The organism is Flavobacterium hauense, assembly GCF_054457175.1.
This window is the reverse complement of record NZ_JBTKVX010000001.1, coordinates 184,992-203,307: the sequence shown is the minus strand read 5'-3', so window position 1 is coordinate 203,307 and position 18,316 is coordinate 184,992. Positions and strand designations below refer to the sequence as shown.

The following is an 18,316-nucleotide window of genomic DNA, read 5'->3' as shown; positions in this document are numbered from 1 at the left end:
TTACAAGAAGGCGGGGTTTTCTTTTCAAAACACAATTACTAGTTTTTAACTATCGTTATATCTTTTGAAGCATTGGCTATAAACACTTTTAAATAATAAGTCCCTACAGGATAGCCAGCCATATAAACCTTACTGCTCGGGTTACCCGATTTTGAGTTCATGACCTGCCTGCCATTAACATCATACATCTCGATCCTGTCTATGGTTTCAGCCGCATTAATGGTAACGACATCAGTGGTAGGGTTTGGATAGTATTCAAAACCAATCTTATCATTATCGTTTATGCCTGCTACTGCAGTCACTGTAATAGTCCCGGTCATCATTGCATGAACGTTGCATTTATAATTGGTTACCCCTGCATTTTCAAATGTATGCGAAAAAGTTTGCCCATTACCGGTTTTCTGGCCGCTGTTAAATGTCTCTGCACCTCCGGCGATACTTGTTACAGTATGCGGCAGTGCATCAGTCCACGTCCATTCTATAATATCTCCCTGTTCAATTGTCAAGCTGGCTTGTGCATTCGAAACAGACATAGACCAGTTAAGATGATGTGTTGTCTGTGCAAAGGCGCCAAATGTCAGCATAAACATCCCTAAAAGTAATTTTCCTTTCATAATATAAGTTTTTAATTTATGTAAAGGTCAGTGGTTAAAGCGCAACAAAATGTTATAAATGAGCAACGGACTATTATGAGTTAGTATTTACCTCATACCACTTAGTATTTGAAATAAAAAAATCCTGTTTTATGACAGGATTTTCAAAAGCTAATTTATTAATTCTTAATGATCTTCATGGTTCCGGAACCTGAATCGTCGGTAATTTTAACGAGGTACATTCCTGGAGCATAACCTGTAAACAGAAGTTCTGTTGTTTCCGCCAAAGGCGTAAAACGTTGCAGCAGCTTACCTGTAATATCAAACACTTCTACATTCTTAATAAGATTTTCGGAAGCAATCGTAAGCTTTTCATTCACAGGGTTAGGATATGCTTTTATAGTAGCCTTTGCAAATGCTTTCGTAGAAAGTATTGTTTCTTCTGCGGTCCAGCTTGAAGCAAGACTATTATCCAGTGTATTGCTGGTAAGGTGAAGGAATTTACCATTGCCATCAGCATCCGGCCATGGTGCATCATCATCGTATTCCACTTCATCTATCCTGTTACCAAAAGCATCAGACAACACTAACTTCTGGCTGCTGTTAGACATATGGCGTACAAACTGTCCAAAAGCCGTTATATCGTATTTTTGTTCGAATACAGCAGAGTCACTGGCAAGGTAAATTTTTTGCCCTGCAGCAACAGTAGATGCAACCGGAAACTGGTAGGATATACCAAGTTCGCTCAGGTAAACCCCTGTAAGGTCTACAGCTTGAGTACCTGTATTTGTGATCTCAATAAACTCCTGGTCATCTGACTCAGGGAATTCTTCCGACTCTCCGGGATTGTAATTGATACCGCTGATGACAAGTGAAGGTAGCTCAACAGTATTACAAGCCGTAAATGTGCCAATATTAGCCGTTATCCAGTCAAGCCTTTCAGCAATGAAATTTTTTATATAATCAACTTCGCCATCAAGATCAGGAACAGTGTTCCAGCGCTGCTGTTCCCTTATGGCCGCCTCATCAATAAGCAATACTGTAGCGTCAATAAAAGCAGATAGGCTATCGTAATTCAACGGCTGCCCAAGTGATGTTACCTGGCTCCATCTTTTTGAAAAATAGCATTTATAGGTATCGTTATCAAAAAGGTCCTTCCAGAATTTAGCACCTGTATTATCGCCATTGTCAAACTGCCATTGATCCGTTACGCTCCTCTCGCCAAATTCATCATGACCAAGGCTCAGGTTAAAATCCCAAACCGGTCCTGCACGCAGCTTACCTCCCCTGTCTTTGTGGAAAAAGGTGCTTATCTGGTAAGCATCCACATTGGCAGAAAACTCATTCATGACCATGAAATCGATGAATGTAGGCACATCAATAACCGATGGGTACCCAGTTCCTGCATTGTCATTGTCGGCAGCTGTAAGTGTTTCCAGCGAAGTGAACTGTGAATGGATATACTCATTCTGTTCACTGGTTACATCCGCAGGTTTAGGCAGCTCATGGATAAAATCGCTCCATCCGTTATACGAGTCCATTGTCCAGGCAACGGGATCACCACCTGTAGTTTTATCTGCTTTGGTGATATATCCTCCGGTAAGGTTAATTCCGGAGTTATCATCTTCAGTGATCTCTTCTATATTAACACGCTTGGAATCGTCCTTAATCTTCTCCTGTAAAATATACAATCCCCTGTAATCGCCATTAATCACTACCTCACAGTACTGTGTACGTGTAGCATACTGGCCCAGAGCCCTCGCCATGTTATAATTGATGTAATCCCTCATTAGTGATGCGTCAAATGCAAGGCCGTTCAGTATCCAGTCATTCTCGCTGGGCATACCTAAAAGACTTACGTTCTGTTTTGCTCCTGCTGCATCATAGGTTGTCCATCCGTACTGTTTTTTTTCAAGCATTTGCGAACTTGAGCCACGTGTCTCAATCTTAATACGGTTATTATAATTAAGGAATTCAGCAGTGTTTTGGTCGGTCATGTAATTGCGCGATCCATCAGTATGGTAAATGATTTTTAAATCTGCCCACACTTTTGGGTCATCGGGTATTTCAATAGGATTTCCGGTATTTGGGTCAATGGCCGTAGTAATAATAAAAATTGGCAGGTTACTGTCTGTAAAGGTCACCTGACCATAAGAAACCGCGCATAAAAGCAATGAAAGCGAAAGCGCGTTCTTTCGAACGAGAAGTAGAATTCTTTTCATAGTAGTTTTAAGATGTTTTAACAAATATATAATTAATTCATTTACATAAACATAACCATATCATTACGTTCGTAAAAAAATAACATTTTTATGAAAAATTAATTTCGAAATCGTTTTAACCGAAAAACCACATATCAACCTATTATATATACTCTTATTTGCTATATTTCAAACAGAAGATTAAAGATTATTCTTATATATTTGCGCCGATAAATTCTTAATCAATAAATCAAATGAAAATTTTAAGAGCATTAAGCTTTACATTAGCTGTACTTGCACTAAACAGCTGTTCAGGTGATGACAGTTCTCCTGTAGACAATCCTGACAATGACACCCAGTATGCAATGACAGCAAAAATTAATGGCACACTCACTAACCTGGCGAGTCCATTTGGCGGCAATGAAGCTTCATCAGGAGGCTTTACGCAATTCCCTGACGAAGAATATCTTCATTTACAGGGATGGCCTGTAGGAGAAGGAATTGGAGCCAGGGAAATAACCATGTACATCAGCAGAGCTAATCTTACGCCGGGAACTTATCAGGTTAACACTCCAAGCAATGAAGAGGCTGTTAATTACATCGACCTTATTGATAATACTAACGGAGACGAGTTTGAAGATACTGTAGAAGGCTCAATAACTATTACAGAAGTTAACACTACTGCTAAAACGGTTAAAGGAACTTTTACATTTAAAACTTCCGATGACGCATGGGAAACTAACCCGGTTATAAACTTCAACATTACTGAGGGTACTTTTAACTACAAATATGATGTAGAAGATTAATATAATCTGAAACGGTATAAACTAAAAATCCCGCCAGTTGGCGGGATTTTTTTATGTGTTATGAGCAGGTATTATTTACTCAGGTACATTTTTCTTCTTGAATACAATTCGTAGAACTGGTCGTCTTTAAGATCATCTATGAACAGGATACTCTCACCTGTAGATTTCATTTCAGGCCCAAGTTTCTTATTCACACCGTGGAATTTGCTGAAAGAGAATACCGGCTGTTTGATGGCATATCCTTTAAGTTGCGGGTTGAAAGTAAAGTCAGTCACTTTGTTGTGGCCCAGCATTACCTTAGTTGCATAGTTTACATAAGGCTCTCCGTAAGCTTTCGCGATGAACGGAACCGTACGTGATGCCCTTGGGTTAGCTTCGATGATATATACGATATCATCCTTAACCGCAAACTGTATGTTGATAAGACCTACTGTTTTAAGCGCGATAGCAATCTTTTTAGTGTGGTCTTTTATCTGTTGCATTACAAACTCTCCAAGGTTAAATGGAGGGAGCGTAGCGTTACTGTCGCCTGAGTGTACACCACAAGGCTCAATGTGCTCCATGATACCGATGATGTAAACGTTCTCACCGTCGCAGATAGCATCCGCTTCAGCTTCGATCGCTCCGTCAAGGTAGTGGTCAAGAAGCAGCTTGTTGCCAGGTATGCTCTTAAGAAGGTCGATTACGTGCTCTTCAAGCTCCTGCTTGTTGATTACAATCTTCATACCCTGTCCACCAAGTACATAAGATGGCCTAACCAGTAGCGGGAAGTCAAGTGAGTCTGCAAGTTTAGAAGCTTCGTCAGCACTTTCAGCGATACCAAACTTAGGGAAAGGAATTCCAAGATTAGTTAGCAGTTCAGAGAAACGTCCCCTGTCTTCTGCAAGGTCAAGCGCATCAAAGCTTGTTCCAAGTATTTTTATGCCATACCTGTCAAGTTTTTCGGCAAGCTTAAGGGCAGTCTGCCCACCCAGCTGCACGATAACACCCTCAGGTTTTTCATGGCGGATAATGTCGTAAATATGTTCCCAGAATACCGGTTCAAAGTACAGTTTGTCTGCCGTATCAAAGTCGGTCGATACTGTTTCAGGGTTACAGTTGATCATGATGGTCTCGTAGCCGCACTCAGCAGCTGCAAGTACACCGTGTACACAAGAGTAGTCAAACTCGATACCCTGCCCGATCCTGTTAGGACCCGATCCAAGTACCACCACTTTTTTCCTGTCAGAAACGATACTTTCGTTACTCACATATCTTGTACCATCAGCTTTCTCGATCTCAGCTTCAAAAGTTGAGTAGTAGTAAGGAGTCTTCGCCTGGAACTCGGCCGCGCAGGTATCTACAAGTTTGTAAACACGCTTCACGCCCATTTCTTCACGCTTGTTGTAAACCTGGCTTTCAAGGCATCCCATCATGTGGGCAATCTGCCTGTCGGCAAAACCTTTTTGTTTCGCCTCAAGAAGCAATTCTTTAGGAAGCCCGTCTATTTTGAAAGTAGATATTTCTTTTTCAAGAAGGTACAGCTCCTCATATTGCTTAAGGAACCACATGTCTATCTTAGTAATTTCGTGGATACGGCTCAATGGTATTCCCATTGCGATAGCATCATAAATTACGAATACGCGATCCCAGCTTGCATTGGTAAGCTTGTCGATGATCTGCTCGTAGTTTGTATAGCCTTTACCGTCGGCACCAAGACCGTTACGTTTTATCTCAAGAGATTGTGTTGCTTTGTGAAGCGCTTCCTGGAACGAACGCCCGATACCCATTACCTCACCTACCGATTTCATCTGTAGTCCAAGGGTTCTGTCAGCACCTTCAAATTTGTCAAAGTTCCAGCGTGGTATTTTAACGATAACGTAGTCAAGTGTCGGCTCGAATAAAGCTGATGTCGATTTGGTTATCTGGTTTTGCAGTTCGTCAAGGTTATATCCTAAAGCCAGCTTAGAAGCGATTTTTGCAATTGGGTAACCTGTAGCTTTAGAAGCAAGAGCCGAAGAGCGCGATACCCTTGGGTTGATCTCGATAGCTACGATATCTTCTTTCTCGTCAGGGCTTACTGCAAACTGTACGTTACATCCGCCGGCAAAGTTTCCGATGCTGCGCATCATCTTGATTGCCATATCCCTCATTTTCTGAAAAGTCTTATCAGATAGTGTCATTGCAGGCGCTACCGTGATACTGTCTCCGGTATGGATACCCATTGGATCCATGTTTTCGATAGAACAGATGATAACCACGTTATCATTCTTGTCACGAAGCAGCTCCAGTTCATATTCTTTCCAGCCTAAAAGGGCTTTATCGATAAGAACCTCGTGTATAGGCGATGCCTCAAGGCCGCGTGTAAGCAGCTCATCAAAATCTTCTTTTTGGTGTACAAAAGCTGCCCCTGTACCTCCCAGCGTAAACGAAGGGCGAATTACAAGCGGGAAGCCAAACTCCTGAGCGATTTCTTTTCCTTTAAGGAAAGAGTTGGCAGTTTTAGCCGGTGCAGCAGGAATACCTATTCTTTCAAGAAGCTGTTTGAATTGCTCCCTGTCTTCTGTAATGTTGATTGCGTTAACATCAACACCTATCAGCCTTACATTAAAGTCAGCCCAGATGCCTTTTTCCTCTGCCTCAAGACAAAGGTTAAGTGCCGTCTGCCCTCCCATTGTAGGAAGTACTGCATCAATGTTCGGGTGTGCCTTCAATATCTCCACAATCGATTTTGTGGTAAGCGGTTTCAGGTACACATGATCAGCCATCGAAGGGTCTGTCATAATGGTAGCCGGGTTAGAGTTTATCAGGATAACCTCTATACCTTCTTCCCTGATTGAACGTGCGGACTGAGATCCGGCGTAGTCAAATTCACAAGCCTGTCCAATAACGATTGGACCTGAGCCGATGATAAGAACCGATTTAATTGAAGTGTCTTTAGGCATTGTATCTTTTCTGAAGTTGTATTAAAAATTGCCCCTTTGGAGCGTTTGCAAATTTAGTGTTTTATTTTCAAAAAAATGCCCCTTTAAAACGGGGGCTATTTTTCGATTAGGTATAAAAAAAGGCGTTACCTATAAATAGTAACACCTTTATTATGTTTTGTTCAAACATTATTTTTTATGTCTAGGTTCGCTAGAAACAGTTAGCTTATGCCTTCCTTTAGCTCTTCTGCGGGCAAGTACTTTTCTTCCGTTAGGAGAAGACATCCTGTCCATAAAACCGTGTTTGTTTCTTCTTTTTCTTTTCGATGGTTGAAATGTTCTCTTGCTCATTGCTTTGTATCTTTAAATCTTAGTGAATATCTTTTTATAAGGTATCAGAAAAACCTCTTTCCAAAACCGAGTGCAAATATACAAAGGTTTTTTTTGTCTGCAAGTAGTTTTTAAAAAATATTTTTCAGAATGAGTTCAATTCCTTTTATTCCGTTTTCATACCTTTGCAATCGCAAAATAAAACAATTATATGTTCAATAAAAATATCAAGCTTGTAATCGCAGCTTTACTCGTTATAACAGCCGTTTGGCAATTTACCGAAGGTAATATCGGTAACGGTATATTCATACTCCTTATTACACTAATAGTAGTATTGCTGTATTTCAAAAATGAATACATACTTCTTGCTTTCCTTAAATTAAGGAAACAGGATTTTGATGGCGCTACCAAAATACTTAATAAGATAAAGAACCCTGAAACGGCGCTTGTTCGCAAACAACAGGGGTACTACAACTACCTTAACGGACTGATGCTGTCTCAGACAAACCTGAACGCAGCCGAGAAATACCTTAAGAAAGCGGTAGAGCTTGGCCTAAGCATGGACCAGGATCTTGCAATGGCAAAACTGAACCTTGCCGGTATCGCAATGTCTAAAAACAAAAAGCTTGAAGCCGAGAAACTTCTTGGTGAAGCTAAGAAGCTTGACAAACAGGGAATGCTAAAAGACCAGATCGCAATGATGAAGGCGCAGCTTAAAAAAGGCCCGCAAGTTCAGCAGAGAAGATATTAACAGAAGCCGCCCCATGAGGGCGGTTTTTTTTATATTTGGCCTACTATTACTTAATGTAAGGTTTATGGAACTGAAAAAAATCCTGTTTGTATGCAGCCGTAATAAGTGGCGGAGCTTTACAGCCGAAACCATTTACAGGAATACCCGGGGGATTAGTGTAAAATCTGCAGGTACAGAGGATGGTGCGAGAATAAAAATAAACAGTAAACTGATTCTTTGGGCTGACACGATATTTGTAATGGAAAAACACCATAAAGAAAAACTCCTGTATAAATTCTCTCAGCAAATAGCAGGTAAAGAAGTCATTACTCTTGATATACCGGATGTTTACAAATACATGGATAATGAATTAATCGAAGAACTCGAATTATCTGTTTCACAATACATATAATAAATTATCATCAATCAATATAATTATGACAATTACAAAACCGGCCGTAAAACTTATAGGTGTATCACTTGGATTTAAAACCACTAACGACAACGGAAAAGCAGCCGAAGACTGTGCTTCACTTTGGCAAACCTTTAGTGGCGGCTTTATGGCACCAAGAATAAGAGGCAAACTGAGCAAAGAGACATACGCTGTATATTATGACTACGATGGAGACTTTACCAAACCCTATAACTATTTTATAGGTTGTCCTGTAGCTGATGACGCCGAAGTGCCTGCCGGAATGGAAACCATCACCATCCCTGAACAGACTTATGAAGTTGTTACCGCAAAAGGACAAATGCCTAACTGCATTGGCAACGCATGGCGTGAAATATGGGAAAACACTACCCTAAACCGCGCTTATGGCTATGACTTTGAAATATACTCTGAAAAGGCAGCCGACTGGAACAATGCCGAAGTGGATATCTTTCTGTCTGTAAAGTAATCCGAAATACTATAAAATTTAATACCGCCCGCTTGAGCGGTATTTTTTTGCCCTTTTGTCAAACTTTTAAAAGTTTATCGTAATATTGCAATATACAAATACATCTATGGGGACAACTAAAACAGAATTCTTTACAGAGAAGCAAAACACTACAGCAACAATACTAAAAGCACTGGGGCATCCGGCACGTATTGCAATCATTGAATACCTGCTAAAAGTGAATGCCTGTATTTGCGGTGATATTGTAAATGAACTTCCTCTCTCCCAGCCTACTGTTTCGCAGCACCTGAAAGAGCTGAAGAACGCAGGTATAATAAAAGGCAGCATCGAAGGCAATACTATTTGCTACTGCCTTAATGAAACTACCATTGCCACATTGCGTGATTACTTTGGTAACATTTCCACTAAACTTGAAAACAACAGCAATTGCTGCTAAAAAATAAATACGATGAAACTATCTGAATTAAAACAACAGCTTGAAAACCTGACTGCGGTAAACTTTTTACTGCCGGACATGTCATTTGTGCCCAACCACTTCCATATTACGGAAGCAGGCATAACAACTAAAAAATTTATTGATTGCGGAGGAACCGTTCGCTCTACTAAAAACATAACGCTTCAGCTTTGGACGGCGGATGACTTCCGACACAGGCTTGAACCCCAAAAGCTACTAAAGATACTGGACATGGCCGAATCATTGTTTGATGGTGAAGACCTAGAGGTAGTTGTAGAATATCAGTCGGCAACGATAGGACTTTATGGACTAAATACCGATGGTGTAAACTTTATACTTACGCCAACTCAAACAGATTGCCTGGCACAGGATGCATGTGGCGTACCCGTAAAAACCAAACTAAAACTATCTGAACTTCATTCCGACACAGCTACAAGCTGCACACCAGGTGGAGGATGCTGCTAAAGATGAAAGAAAAACTAAAAAAATATAGAAAGCCACTACTAATTACTACTTCAGTAATTGTGTTACAGGTCATTTTTGGTTTCGACCCAAAATTTTGCATCATTAATCTTATATGGCTGACCGTTTAAATATGGAAACTAAAAAAATATTGGTGCTTTGCACCGGAAACAGCTGCCGTAGCCAAATCGCAGAAGGTTATTTAAGGCATTTTGCACAGGACAAAGCAATCATTTATAGTGCAGGAGTAGAAACACACGGCTTAAATCCGCTTGCCATTGCCATAATGAAAGAAGACGGTATTGATATCTCCAATCACACCTCAAACAACATCGACGAGCATTATGATATTGATTTTGACTTTGTCATAACCGTTTGTGATAATGCAAAAGAGCGTTGCCCTTTCTTCCCAACTAAAGCACAGAAATTCCACCATAATTTTCCCGATCCTGCCAAAGCTATTGGCACCGAAGAAGAAATCAAACATGAGTTTGCCAAAGTAAGGAACATGATTAAAGTGTATTCAGAGGACTTTATTAAAAACAATCTGAAATAAATTCCTTTAAAGAATAACTCAAGCCGCCCAATAAGGCGGTTTTTGTTTTGATGCCTTTTGTATATTTGAAATAAAATTCAGGCTTTGCTATCATCCCAACCCATAAACTTATTATCCTTAATCCATAAATATGATTTGGAAGAGATAAGTATTCCTACCAAGACTGTTTTGCTGAAAGAAGGAGAGAAATCGAAGTTTATGTACTTTGTAAAGTCGGGCTGCCTGAGGATGTGGACCAACCATAACGGCAACGAAATCACAACCCAGTTCTTTTTTGAAGGTAAAGGTGTCGCCTCCCTGGAGAGCCTGCTTACCGGCAGTCACAGCGAATTTACCATGGAGAGCCTTGAACCCTGCACGCTGTATGTTATGAGTAAAGAGCTGTTCCTAAAACTGATACAAGAAGATACGGATTTCAAAAAATGGTTCGACCAACTGCTGCTGGAACGCTTCTTTTACTACTCCAAACACATGCTCTCTTATCTAAAGAACAAGCCCCAGGAACGCTACAACGAACTTTTAAAGAAGCATCCACAGATACTGCAGCGCGTTCCCCAACACTACATTGCTTCCTATCTTGGTATCACACCCGTATCGCTTAGCCGCATCCGTAACCGTAAACCCTGATTCCATTTCTTAACAATTGTTATCGTCTGCCTTTTGGCCACTGCCGAACTTTGCTTAAAATTATACAATATGAAAGCAGCAGTTTTGCATCAGTTAGGGACTAATCCGAAATTTGAAGATTTTGAGGTTCCTATACCAAATAACAAAAATGAAGTCATTGTTAACGTAAAAGCGTTCTCACTTAAAAACCTCGACCGCGGGAAGGCAGCCGGAAAACACTATACCTCTTACCCTTCCCTACCCGTTGTTGTAGGCATAGATGGTGCCGGTGTGCTCGAAGATGGCACAAAAATATATGCCTGGGGCAAAACCGGGATGCTTGCCGAACAGGCTCTGGTCGAAAAAGGTAAGTGGACGGTAATCCCTGACGGACTCGATTTTGAAACCGCAGCCGCCCTGCCCAATGCGCTTGTAGGCTCAGATACTGCTTTATTATACAGAGCAGATTTTCAGCAAGGTCAAACAATACTGATAAACGGTGCTACCGGATTTACAGGTAAAATAGCCGTTCAGATGGCAAAACTAAGAGGCGCTGCCAAAGTGGTTGTCACAGGGCGTAATCAGGCTATACTGGAAGAATTGAAAACCTTGGGCGCTGATGAGATCATCTCATTGAACCGGGATGACAACACTATCATCAAACAAATACAGGAATCACACAGCCAAACACCAATTGACATTGTGTTGGACTATATATGGGGACATCCGGTAGAGCTTATACTCGAAGCTTTTAAATCACTTCCGCCACGCAGGCTGAAGATCGTTACCATAGGCAATATGGCAGGAGCCACTATTTCTCTGCCTTCAGCCATATTAAGAAGTACACAGATAGAATTCCTGGGGTCAGGCATTGGCAGCATATCTTTTTCGGATATTCATAAATACATGAATGAAGTGCTGCCGGAAGTATTTCAGTTTGTCGCTGAGGGCAAAATAAAAACAGACCTGGAAATTACCGAACTCAAAGATGTGGAAACTGTATGGTCGCAAACAGAAAAACTGGGAAGCCGCATCGTTATAAAAATATAAGTTTTTTATCCAAAGCCTTCTTTTCAGAAGGCTTTTATATGTGTATGCATAGCATAATCGACCAAATACACTGATTTGGGGTCACAAACAACGTTAATAACAAAAAAATATTATATCTGTTGTGAGAATTTTAACTAAATTTACTCATCAAATTAACCGAATCGATGAGATATTTATTACCCCTCATAATAATATCCTTATTTCCCTTAACGGCTTTAGGACAAATTCCTGACAGCCTCTACTTTTCTAATGCCATAAAGATCAACTTTACGCATTATAAGAAAGAAAGTACACTTGCTTTTGTAACCGGCAATGTTGAACGCGGGCAGTTCCTTTTCGACTCTCTTGTACAGCATCGCCTTATAGGTACTACGTTTGACAATCTTACACTAAAAAAATCATCCGGTTCCCAATTGAAGCTGAGTTCTGTAAAAAAACCTTTATTCCTGCTTACGTATGCCTCCTGGTGTGTACCCAATCAGGGAGAGATACCGGCACTCAATAAACTGGCTCGCAAATATGGCAAAGATGTCAAGATCATCGTACTATTCTGGGACCGTAAGGATAAAATGAAAAAACTGGCACGAAAATTCAGCAGCAGGATTACCGTATGTTATGCCCACGAATATTACAAAACCGATACCCGTACAGTAGCAGCCCTAAAACACACGCTGGGTTTCCCTACCTCCTATTTTCTTGATGCCGAACGCAAGATCGTAGACATTCGCCGCTGCGGCGTCTATACAGGACAGTCTAAAGAGCAATCAGAGCAGGCATTGGCCGCCAACTATAAATCATTCCTCGACGGACTTACAACCATAACCGTAAATAAAGACATATCAAAAGACCATACGCAGATTAGCGATTAGTTTTTCAGTATTGAGAATTGGAATCTTAGTAGTCAGACAAATAAAAACGGGTTTTACATTTTGTAAAACCCGTTTTTATTATAGAATCATATATCTATTATCTAATGTCTAAATCTCAATACTAGTAACCCTTAAGCGGTATATCAAATATGTAGGCCTTACCGGCAGCTACATCAAGTTTCCTGTCCCTTAGCCACGGATTGTGTATCTTAAGTATCTTATAATTAACCCCCTGTTCTTTGGCAAACACAGCCAGGTCAGGTATTGAACTTGTTACCTGGATTGTTTTTACAGGCAGTGTCTGGTACATTTCGCTTTGCGGCATGGCAAAGTTATATTCAGCAGGATGCTGCATGATCTCTTTTAATGCCAGTATCCTGAAAACATAGCGTGCAGTTTCATCTGTCAACAACAGGTCATAGTAATTTGTAGCACCCTGAAAGGTAATTTGCTTATTCACACCGCTTACACCTCCATTATAAGAAGCCGCGGCAAGCGTCCATGATCCGAATTTGTTATAGGCAGTTTTCAGGTAAGCACAGGCAGCTTCGGTAGATTTTTCAAGGTGGTAACGCTCGTCAACCACATCATTTACTTCAAGGCCACGTTCGCGGGCCGTGTCAGGCATAAATTGCCATACTCCTTTAGCCCCCGCCGGTGATACCACGTTTACCAGTCCGCTTTCAATAACCGCCAGGTATTTAAAATCGTCCGGGATGCCATTTTTCTTAAGTATAGGCTCGATAACCGGAAACGCACGGTTAGCACGCTTAATGATGATTTTTGTGGTTGCATCAAGATTAGCATTAATAAGCAGTTCGCGGTCAAAACGTTCATGGACGTCAGAGATGTTCAAAGGAGTCTTTTCACCAGCAAAATCAATCTCCGTTGGGTAACGGAATTCCTTTTTTGCCTCATCATTATCCTGTTTGTCATACGCCGAATGGATTAGCACTCCGCTCATCAGTATCGCCGAAGCGATAACTCCTGTTTTCTTGATCAATTCCATGGTTTCTATAGTTTAGTGTTTTCTTCTAAAATTATTTGCGGTAGATGCTCATTGAGCCATTTGTACTTATTGATGATCATAATATGGGTTCCGCCTTTTACAGGAATAAAGTTCTTTATATACCTGGGCGGAAAGACTTCATCATTATCGCCATGAATATGTACTACAGTATCATCAGGCTCGCATCTGTCCCACAATATAATAGTTTTTAACGCCCAGTCAAGGTATTTCTTATCGCGAACGGAAAGAAATTTTCCATATAGGTTCAGCCGCCTGGTAATCATATTATTACCCACTGCAATTTTTGCAAGCCAATCAACCTTTACCATAAGTCCGGTTGGAAAAAATTTGTAAGCCCTTGTCATTTTAGCAAACCTCATTCTCCTCGGAAACTCGGCATTGCATTTTACGCTCGAGATGATAATTACCTTTCTTACCTTTATGAGCTTTGCAATTTCCTGCACCAATACACCACCAAACGATACACCTATAAGTACAGGATTTTCGTGTTTTATATTCTGTACGATCCTCGCTGCATAATCTGCTACTGCTTCATCCTTCTCAGGCAGGCACCATTCTAAAAAGAACATTTCAAAACGGTCTTCAGGCAGTTTTATATTTTCAAATATTTTTGGACTAGCCGCCAGCCCGGGCATAAAATATACAGGTATCCTGTCCATTTGTTGTGTTTTAACGCTTTGGGAGCGGAACAATCAATTTTTATTCCGAAATTTGTATAAAATTAAAGTTTTTCGCTCAAAAATGAACAGGGCAAAAGTTTTAATTTATCAATAAGTTATGAAGTCAAGACTTTTCCCAAAAAACGAGAGAGGCACTGCCAACCACGGGTGGCTACAGGCCAATTTCTCCTTTTCCTTTGGCAATTATTACAATCCTGACATGGTACAGTTTGGTATGCTTCGCGTTCTGAATGACGATACTATAGGCGCAGGTATGGGTTTTGGTACCCACCCGCATGACAATATGGAAATTATTACCATACCTCTTGAGGGCGGACTTACCCACCGTGATAGTATGGGCAACCAGGAAACGGTGCGCTTTGGCGAGGTACAGGTAATGAGTGCCGGTACAGGCATACAGCACAGTGAAATGAATGCAAGCCAAACGGAGCAGGCCAAAACACTGCAGCTATGGATATTTCCTGACAAGCAAAATGTAGAGCCGCGATATGGACAAAAAGGTTTTGACCTGGAAAATAACCGCAATAACCTTATAAACATAGTATCTCCGGAAGATAAGAACGATGGCAATGCGCTATGGATTCACCAGCAGGCATTCCTGCACCTTGGTGTGTTTGATGCCGGACAAACGATTACTTATGATGTAAAGGTTCCTGATAATGGCATCTATCTTTTCCTTATTGAGGGCGAACTTGAAATTAACGGACAGGCAGTACAGGAACGTGATGCCTTTGGAATTATTGAATTTGACAGTGTTGAAATACAAACAAAATCTGCTTCCAAAATATTGATTATAGAAGTACCAATGAAGTTTAACGATTAGCTATGGAAATAAAAGACAACGCATTCTCAAGACAGTTTGAAACTACCGCCAATGGCAAAATGCTCTCCATAGAATATTCTATGCAGGAGCGTAAATTGTTCCTTACCCGCATAAATGTACCGGAAGGCTTTGATGACGAAGAACTCCTTTCTGAATTCATTAAAAATATTCTTGATATTGCAGAAGAAAAACGGCAAAAGGTAGTGCCTACGCACCCTAAAGTTGCCGCCTTCTTTAAAAAGAACCCAAAATATAAAGAGATGCTCCCACCGGGCATCAGGCTATAATAAAAATTCCAAAAAACATCATAATGCAAAGTTTAAAAAACAAGAATGCGCTTATTACAGGTGCAGGGAAAGGTATTGGCAAAGCCGTAGCACTTGCGCTTGCCGCCGAAGGCACTAACGTAATCCTTTTGGCACGTACCACTGCCGACTTGGAGCAAACAGCTGCCGAAGCTAAAGCCTTTGGCGTAAAAACACTTATCCTTACTGTAGATATTGCTGACATCAACTCGGTAAATGCAGCTGTAAAAACTGCTCTTGACGAATTTAAGAACATCGACATCCTTATCAACAATGCCGGTGTGGGTAAATTTGGCAAGTTCCTTGAGCTGACACCCGAAGAATTTGAGAACATCATCAGAGTAAACCTTATGGGTGTATATTATGCAACCCGTGCTGCACTACCAGGCATGATCGAACAACAAAGCGGTGATATCGTAAACATCTCATCTTCGGCAGGATTAAGAGGTGCCGCATTGACAAGCGCTTACAGCGCATCAAAATTTGCAGTGCTTGGCCTTACCGAATCGCTTATGCAGGAAGTACGCAAGCACAATATCAGGGTAACAGCGCTTACACCAAGTACTGTCGCTACCGATATGGCCAAAGACCTGAATCTGACCGATGGCAATCCTGAAACAGTAATGCAGCCGGAAGACCTTGCTGAACTTATAGTAGCCCAGCTGAAACTGAACAAAAGGGTTTTCATTAAGGATAGCGGAATGTGGTCTACCAACCCATAAAAGAATGAGCAACATTGACTGCCCGCTTTGCAGCGGAACATCAAGCCATTATCATACCAAAGGGCAAAGAGAGTTTTTACAATGCTCCCTTTGCCTTTCGGTTTTTACCCATCCTGATTGTTTTCTTACTGACGAAGAGGAAAAAGCACATTACCTGTGCCATAATAATGATCCGGAAGACATACGTTACCAAAACTTCCTTAGCCCTGTAACCAAACTCATCCTGAATGATTTTGGCATCAATGACAAGGGGCTCGACTTTGGATCGGGAACGGGCTCGCCTATTGTAAAAATACTTACCGATAATGGTTATGACATCAGCCAGTTTGATCTGTTCTTTCACAATGACCCCGAAAAACTAAAACAGAAATACGATTACATTTCCTGTACCGAAGTAGCCGAACATTTTAAGGAGCCCTATAAAGAATTCAGCCAATTGAGGGAATTATTGAAACCTGATGGCTCACTATATATAATGACCGACATGTTTGATGAAAACAGGGATTTTGGCACCTGGTATTATAAAACCGATCCTACCCACGTTTTTCTGTACCATGCAAAAGCTTTTGAATGGATCAAAGCTAACTTTGGGTTTAAAAATATCACTATAGATGGACGGGTTATTACCCTTAAATCTTAATTTTGCCTAACACAATAGCTAAAGCAACATAAACAATGAAATTTGACAAGATAATAGTTTCCGAAAATGCTTTTAAGAGCGATGAAGCCCAGGACATAATAAACTCAAATATTGCAGTAATTAACCTGATGCGTGAAGAAGGCCTTAAAGATGAAGACATTCACGATGATGCCCTGATAAGCTATTATCTTGATTATTATACCACACAGGTAAACAGTGATGGCTTTGCAAAGTTTGTACACGAATCTGACTGGAATGAAGACCTGAACACTCTCCTTGAAAAAGCATTTGAACAAGTAGGCTCGCAGGCACACCTCGACTATTTTTTAGCCCAAACCGAAAAGATTGATGCCCTGACCCGAAAAGAATTTGATGGATTCATGGAACAGGAGTTCGGTAAAAGTCCGATAAAGGAGAGAATAGACGATGATACTTATTTTGAAATTCCGGAAGGACTGGTAAAACTCAATGCCGACTGGCTGAAGAATCACCCTGATCTTAAAGTGCTATCCATAGACGACATGTATGCCGAACTTGAAAAATTCATAGGCAAGAAAATCGATAAATAAGCATTCATTATAGTTTATTAAAAGGCAAAGAGTACTCCTCTTTGCCTTTTTTTATTTTTTCAATTACGGAAAAACCACACATTTTACACTATCACAAAACAGAGGTTTTTTGTGATAGCCGTTTTTTAAATTTGTTAAAATATGTTAAGACACATAAACTACAAGACTTTTAATTACAACCTTTTAAACTAAAAGACAAGCAATATTTAAAAATTAAATAGTAAGAAAAAATCTATGTTACAGATTTAACATACGGCTCTTTACATTCGAATATTATTAATCCAATCCAACTAATTAATCATGAAAAAACAAATTTTTACATTGTCATTTGCATTATGTGCAGCTTTTGGGTATTCTCAGATTGCCACAAATACTTTTCCTACTACAGGAAAAGCGGGTGTTAATACTGTAACACCAGCCTATTCTCTTGATGTAATTTCTCCTGTAGGTTTAGCAACCACCGGTAATCCTTACACACTAACATTTGTTGGAGACAGACAACTTGCCCTAAGGCCAAATCCTAGTTTAGATAGTGGTCTATTAACTCAGATATACAGTTATGGTACTATATCAACAAGATTACAATCACTAGTATCTAATCAAAAACTTGGCTTTATCGATTTTAATGCCAGAGCTACAACAAATACTACTGTAGCCGCAATTACTATTGGCAGCGCCGGTTCTGAATTAATGCGTATTAACCAGGATGGTAAAGTAAGAATTGGGGCAGGCGCCAGTGATATTAAAACTCCAAATGGCTACAAACTTTTTGTTGAACAAGGCATACTTACCGAAAAAGTAAAAGTATCATTAGCTACTACCACTGATTGGGCTGATTATGTCTTTGCTTCTGATTATAAGCTTATGCCTCTTGAAGATGTTGAGAAATTCACTAAAGAGAATAAGCACCTTCCCAATGTACCTTCTGCTGCCGAAATGGTAAACAATGGTCTCGATGTAGCAAAAATGGATGCTAAACTGATGGAAAAGGTAGAAGAGCTTACGCTTTATTTAATTGAACAAAATAAACAGATAGAGCTGCTTAAAGCAGAAATCAACGCATTAAAAGAACAAAAGAAGTAATATAG

General features: G+C 40.3%; 22 protein-coding genes. 16 read left to right on the top strand and 6 right to left on the bottom strand.

Annotated elements, in window-relative coordinates; translation table 11 throughout:
• Nucleotides 1-38 precede the first annotated feature (38 nt).
• Both ACX0HA_RS00930 and ACX0HA_RS00925 read right to left on the bottom strand, forming a co-directional pair.
• Nucleotides 39-614, bottom strand: a complete 576-nt coding sequence (locus tag ACX0HA_RS00930) for a T9SS type A sorting domain-containing protein (RefSeq protein WP_458843382.1) — start codon at nt 612-614, stop codon at nt 39-41.
• A gap of 158 nt (nt 615-772) precedes the next feature.
• Entirely contained in the window at nt 773-2,815 is a 2,043-nt protein-coding gene (locus ACX0HA_RS00925) for a CotH kinase family protein (RefSeq protein ID WP_458843381.1), read from the bottom strand.
• Between the two features lie 233 nt (nt 2,816-3,048).
• Here ACX0HA_RS00925 and ACX0HA_RS00920 point away from each other — a divergent pair, with 233 nt between their 5' ends.
• Nucleotides 3,049-3,600, top strand: coding sequence for a DUF6252 family protein (locus ACX0HA_RS00920; RefSeq protein WP_458843380.1), 552 nt, complete (start codon nt 3,049-3,051; stop codon nt 3,598-3,600).
• 71 nt (nt 3,601-3,671) lie between these two features.
• Here the strand turns inward: ACX0HA_RS00920 and carB are convergent, their stop codons facing one another.
• Complete coding sequence (gene carB, locus ACX0HA_RS00915; protein ID WP_458843379.1) at nt 3,672-6,524, bottom strand: carbamoyl-phosphate synthase large subunit; 2,853 nt, start codon at nt 6,522-6,524, stop codon at nt 3,672-3,674.
• A gap of 168 nt (nt 6,525-6,692) precedes the next feature.
• The gene (rpmH, locus tag ACX0HA_RS00910) at nt 6,693-6,854 is read right to left on the bottom strand and encodes a 50S ribosomal protein L34 (protein ID WP_057669770.1); all 162 of its coding nucleotides are present in this window, start codon (nt 6,852-6,854) and stop codon (nt 6,693-6,695) included.
• A gap of 190 nt (nt 6,855-7,044) precedes the next feature.
• Between rpmH and ACX0HA_RS00905 the strand changes: the two genes are divergently transcribed.
• From ACX0HA_RS00905 to ACX0HA_RS00865, 9 genes are all read left to right on the top strand, one after another.
• Nucleotides 7,045-7,584, top strand: a complete 540-nt coding sequence (locus tag ACX0HA_RS00905) for a DUF2892 domain-containing protein (RefSeq protein ID WP_458843378.1) — start codon at nt 7,045-7,047, stop codon at nt 7,582-7,584.
• A 64-nt stretch (nt 7,585-7,648) separates the two neighbouring features.
• A complete protein-coding gene (locus ACX0HA_RS00900) occupies nt 7,649-7,975 on the top strand; it encodes a low molecular weight protein tyrosine phosphatase family protein (RefSeq protein WP_458843377.1) in 327 nt (108 codons plus the stop codon).
• Between the two features lie 25 nt (nt 7,976-8,000).
• Nucleotides 8,001-8,462, top strand: coding sequence for a GyrI-like domain-containing protein (locus tag ACX0HA_RS00895; RefSeq protein WP_458843376.1), 462 nt, complete (start codon nt 8,001-8,003; stop codon nt 8,460-8,462).
• A gap of 106 nt (nt 8,463-8,568) precedes the next feature.
• Nucleotides 8,569-8,898 (top strand): ArsR/SmtB family transcription factor, encoded by a 330-nt coding sequence (locus ACX0HA_RS00890; RefSeq protein WP_458843375.1) that lies wholly within the window; start codon nt 8,569-8,571, stop codon nt 8,896-8,898.
• A 12-nt stretch (nt 8,899-8,910) separates the two neighbouring features.
• On the top strand, nt 8,911-9,381 hold the full coding sequence (locus tag ACX0HA_RS00885) for a DUF6428 family protein (protein WP_458843374.1): 471 nt from the start codon (nt 8,911-8,913) through the stop codon (nt 9,379-9,381).
• A 130-nt stretch (nt 9,382-9,511) separates the two neighbouring features.
• Nucleotides 9,512-9,934: an arsenate reductase ArsC gene (locus tag ACX0HA_RS00880; protein WP_458843373.1), complete on the top strand. Its 423-nt coding sequence runs from the start codon at nt 9,512-9,514 to the stop codon at nt 9,932-9,934.
• 135 nt (nt 9,935-10,069) lie between these two features.
• Nucleotides 10,070-10,561, top strand: coding sequence for a Crp/Fnr family transcriptional regulator (locus tag ACX0HA_RS00875; RefSeq protein ID WP_458843372.1), 492 nt, complete (start codon nt 10,070-10,072; stop codon nt 10,559-10,561).
• Between the two features lie 69 nt (nt 10,562-10,630).
• Nucleotides 10,631-11,590, top strand: a complete 960-nt coding sequence (locus ACX0HA_RS00870; RefSeq protein ID WP_458843371.1) for a quinone oxidoreductase family protein — start codon at nt 10,631-10,633, stop codon at nt 11,588-11,590.
• A gap of 164 nt (nt 11,591-11,754) precedes the next feature.
• Nucleotides 11,755-12,459, top strand: a complete 705-nt coding sequence (locus ACX0HA_RS00865; RefSeq protein WP_458843370.1) for a TlpA family protein disulfide reductase — start codon at nt 11,755-11,757, stop codon at nt 12,457-12,459.
• Between the two features lie 121 nt (nt 12,460-12,580).
• Here ACX0HA_RS00865 and ACX0HA_RS00860 read toward each other — a convergent pair whose 3' ends face one another.
• Together ACX0HA_RS00860 and ACX0HA_RS00855 are read right to left on the bottom strand one after the other, a co-directional pair.
• Nucleotides 12,581-13,468: a lytic transglycosylase domain-containing protein gene (locus tag ACX0HA_RS00860; RefSeq protein ID WP_458843369.1), complete on the bottom strand. Its 888-nt coding sequence runs from the start codon at nt 13,466-13,468 to the stop codon at nt 12,581-12,583.
• 5 nt (nt 13,469-13,473) lie between these two features.
• Nucleotides 13,474-14,148 (bottom strand): alpha/beta hydrolase, encoded by a 675-nt coding sequence (locus ACX0HA_RS00855; RefSeq protein ID WP_458843368.1) that lies wholly within the window; start codon nt 14,146-14,148, stop codon nt 13,474-13,476.
• A 118-nt stretch (nt 14,149-14,266) separates the two neighbouring features.
• Between ACX0HA_RS00855 and ACX0HA_RS00850 the strand changes: the two genes are divergently transcribed.
• The 6 genes from ACX0HA_RS00850 to ACX0HA_RS00825 all read left to right on the top strand — a co-directional run bounded on the left by ACX0HA_RS00850 (nt 14,267) and on the right by ACX0HA_RS00825 (nt 18,311).
• Nucleotides 14,267-14,992 (top strand): pirin family protein, encoded by a 726-nt coding sequence (locus tag ACX0HA_RS00850; RefSeq protein WP_458843367.1) that lies wholly within the window; start codon nt 14,267-14,269, stop codon nt 14,990-14,992.
• Nucleotides 14,993-14,994: 2 nt separating this feature from the next.
• A complete protein-coding gene (locus ACX0HA_RS00845; protein WP_458843366.1) occupies nt 14,995-15,279 on the top strand; it encodes a GNAT family N-acetyltransferase in 285 nt (94 codons plus the stop codon).
• A gap of 23 nt (nt 15,280-15,302) precedes the next feature.
• Nucleotides 15,303-16,019: a 3-ketoacyl-ACP reductase gene (locus tag ACX0HA_RS00840; protein WP_458843365.1), complete on the top strand. Its 717-nt coding sequence runs from the start codon at nt 15,303-15,305 to the stop codon at nt 16,017-16,019.
• 4 nt (nt 16,020-16,023) lie between these two features.
• A complete protein-coding gene (locus ACX0HA_RS00835; protein WP_458843364.1) occupies nt 16,024-16,659 on the top strand; it encodes a class I SAM-dependent methyltransferase in 636 nt (211 codons plus the stop codon).
• Nucleotides 16,660-16,694: 35 nt separating this feature from the next.
• Complete coding sequence (locus tag ACX0HA_RS00830; protein ID WP_458843363.1) at nt 16,695-17,228, top strand: DMP19 family protein; 534 nt, start codon at nt 16,695-16,697, stop codon at nt 17,226-17,228.
• 300 nt (nt 17,229-17,528) lie between these two features.
• Nucleotides 17,529-18,311, top strand: coding sequence for a hypothetical protein (locus tag ACX0HA_RS00825; protein ID WP_458843362.1), 783 nt, complete (start codon nt 17,529-17,531; stop codon nt 18,309-18,311).
• The last annotated feature ends 5 nt before the right edge of the window (nt 18,312-18,316 follow it).

Coding starts and splice junctions, on each gene's coding strand:
- ACX0HA_RS00865 (WP_458843370.1), top strand. CDS start 11,755: ATGAGATATTTATTACCCCTCATAATAATATCCTTATTTCCCTTAACG.
- ACX0HA_RS00855 (WP_458843368.1), bottom strand. CDS start 14,148: ATGGACAGGATACCTGTATATTTTATGCCCGGGCTGGCGGCTAGTCCA.
- ACX0HA_RS00845 (WP_458843366.1), top strand. CDS start 14,995: ATGGAAATAAAAGACAACGCATTCTCAAGACAGTTTGAAACTACCGCC.
- ACX0HA_RS00860 (WP_458843369.1), bottom strand. CDS start 13,468: ATGGAATTGATCAAGAAAACAGGAGTTATCGCTTCGGCGATACTGATG.
- ACX0HA_RS00870 (WP_458843371.1), top strand. CDS start 10,631: ATGAAAGCAGCAGTTTTGCATCAGTTAGGGACTAATCCGAAATTTGAA.
- ACX0HA_RS00930 (WP_458843382.1), bottom strand. CDS start 614: ATGAAAGGAAAATTACTTTTAGGGATGTTTATGCTGACATTTGGCGCC.
- ACX0HA_RS00920 (WP_458843380.1), top strand. CDS start 3,049: ATGAAAATTTTAAGAGCATTAAGCTTTACATTAGCTGTACTTGCACTA.
- ACX0HA_RS00885 (WP_458843374.1), top strand. CDS start 8,911: ATGAAACTATCTGAATTAAAACAACAGCTTGAAAACCTGACTGCGGTA.
- ACX0HA_RS00830 (WP_458843363.1), top strand. CDS start 16,695: ATGAAATTTGACAAGATAATAGTTTCCGAAAATGCTTTTAAGAGCGAT.
- ACX0HA_RS00890 (WP_458843375.1), top strand. CDS start 8,569: ATGGGGACAACTAAAACAGAATTCTTTACAGAGAAGCAAAACACTACA.
- ACX0HA_RS00835 (WP_458843364.1), top strand. CDS start 16,024: ATGAGCAACATTGACTGCCCGCTTTGCAGCGGAACATCAAGCCATTAT.
- ACX0HA_RS00840 (WP_458843365.1), top strand. CDS start 15,303: ATGCAAAGTTTAAAAAACAAGAATGCGCTTATTACAGGTGCAGGGAAA.
- ACX0HA_RS00850 (WP_458843367.1), top strand. CDS start 14,267: ATGAAGTCAAGACTTTTCCCAAAAAACGAGAGAGGCACTGCCAACCAC.
- ACX0HA_RS00880 (WP_458843373.1), top strand. CDS start 9,512: ATGGAAACTAAAAAAATATTGGTGCTTTGCACCGGAAACAGCTGCCGT.
- rpmH (WP_057669770.1), bottom strand. CDS start 6,854: ATGAGCAAGAGAACATTTCAACCATCGAAAAGAAAAAGAAGAAACAAA.
- ACX0HA_RS00895 (WP_458843376.1), top strand. CDS start 8,001: ATGACAATTACAAAACCGGCCGTAAAACTTATAGGTGTATCACTTGGA.
- ACX0HA_RS00900 (WP_458843377.1), top strand. CDS start 7,649: ATGGAACTGAAAAAAATCCTGTTTGTATGCAGCCGTAATAAGTGGCGG.
- ACX0HA_RS00825 (WP_458843362.1), top strand. CDS start 17,529: ATGAAAAAACAAATTTTTACATTGTCATTTGCATTATGTGCAGCTTTT.
- ACX0HA_RS00905 (WP_458843378.1), top strand. CDS start 7,045: ATGTTCAATAAAAATATCAAGCTTGTAATCGCAGCTTTACTCGTTATA.
- carB (WP_458843379.1), bottom strand. CDS start 6,524: ATGCCTAAAGACACTTCAATTAAATCGGTTCTTATCATCGGCTCAGGT.
- ACX0HA_RS00925 (WP_458843381.1), bottom strand. CDS start 2,815: ATGAAAAGAATTCTACTTCTCGTTCGAAAGAACGCGCTTTCGCTTTCA.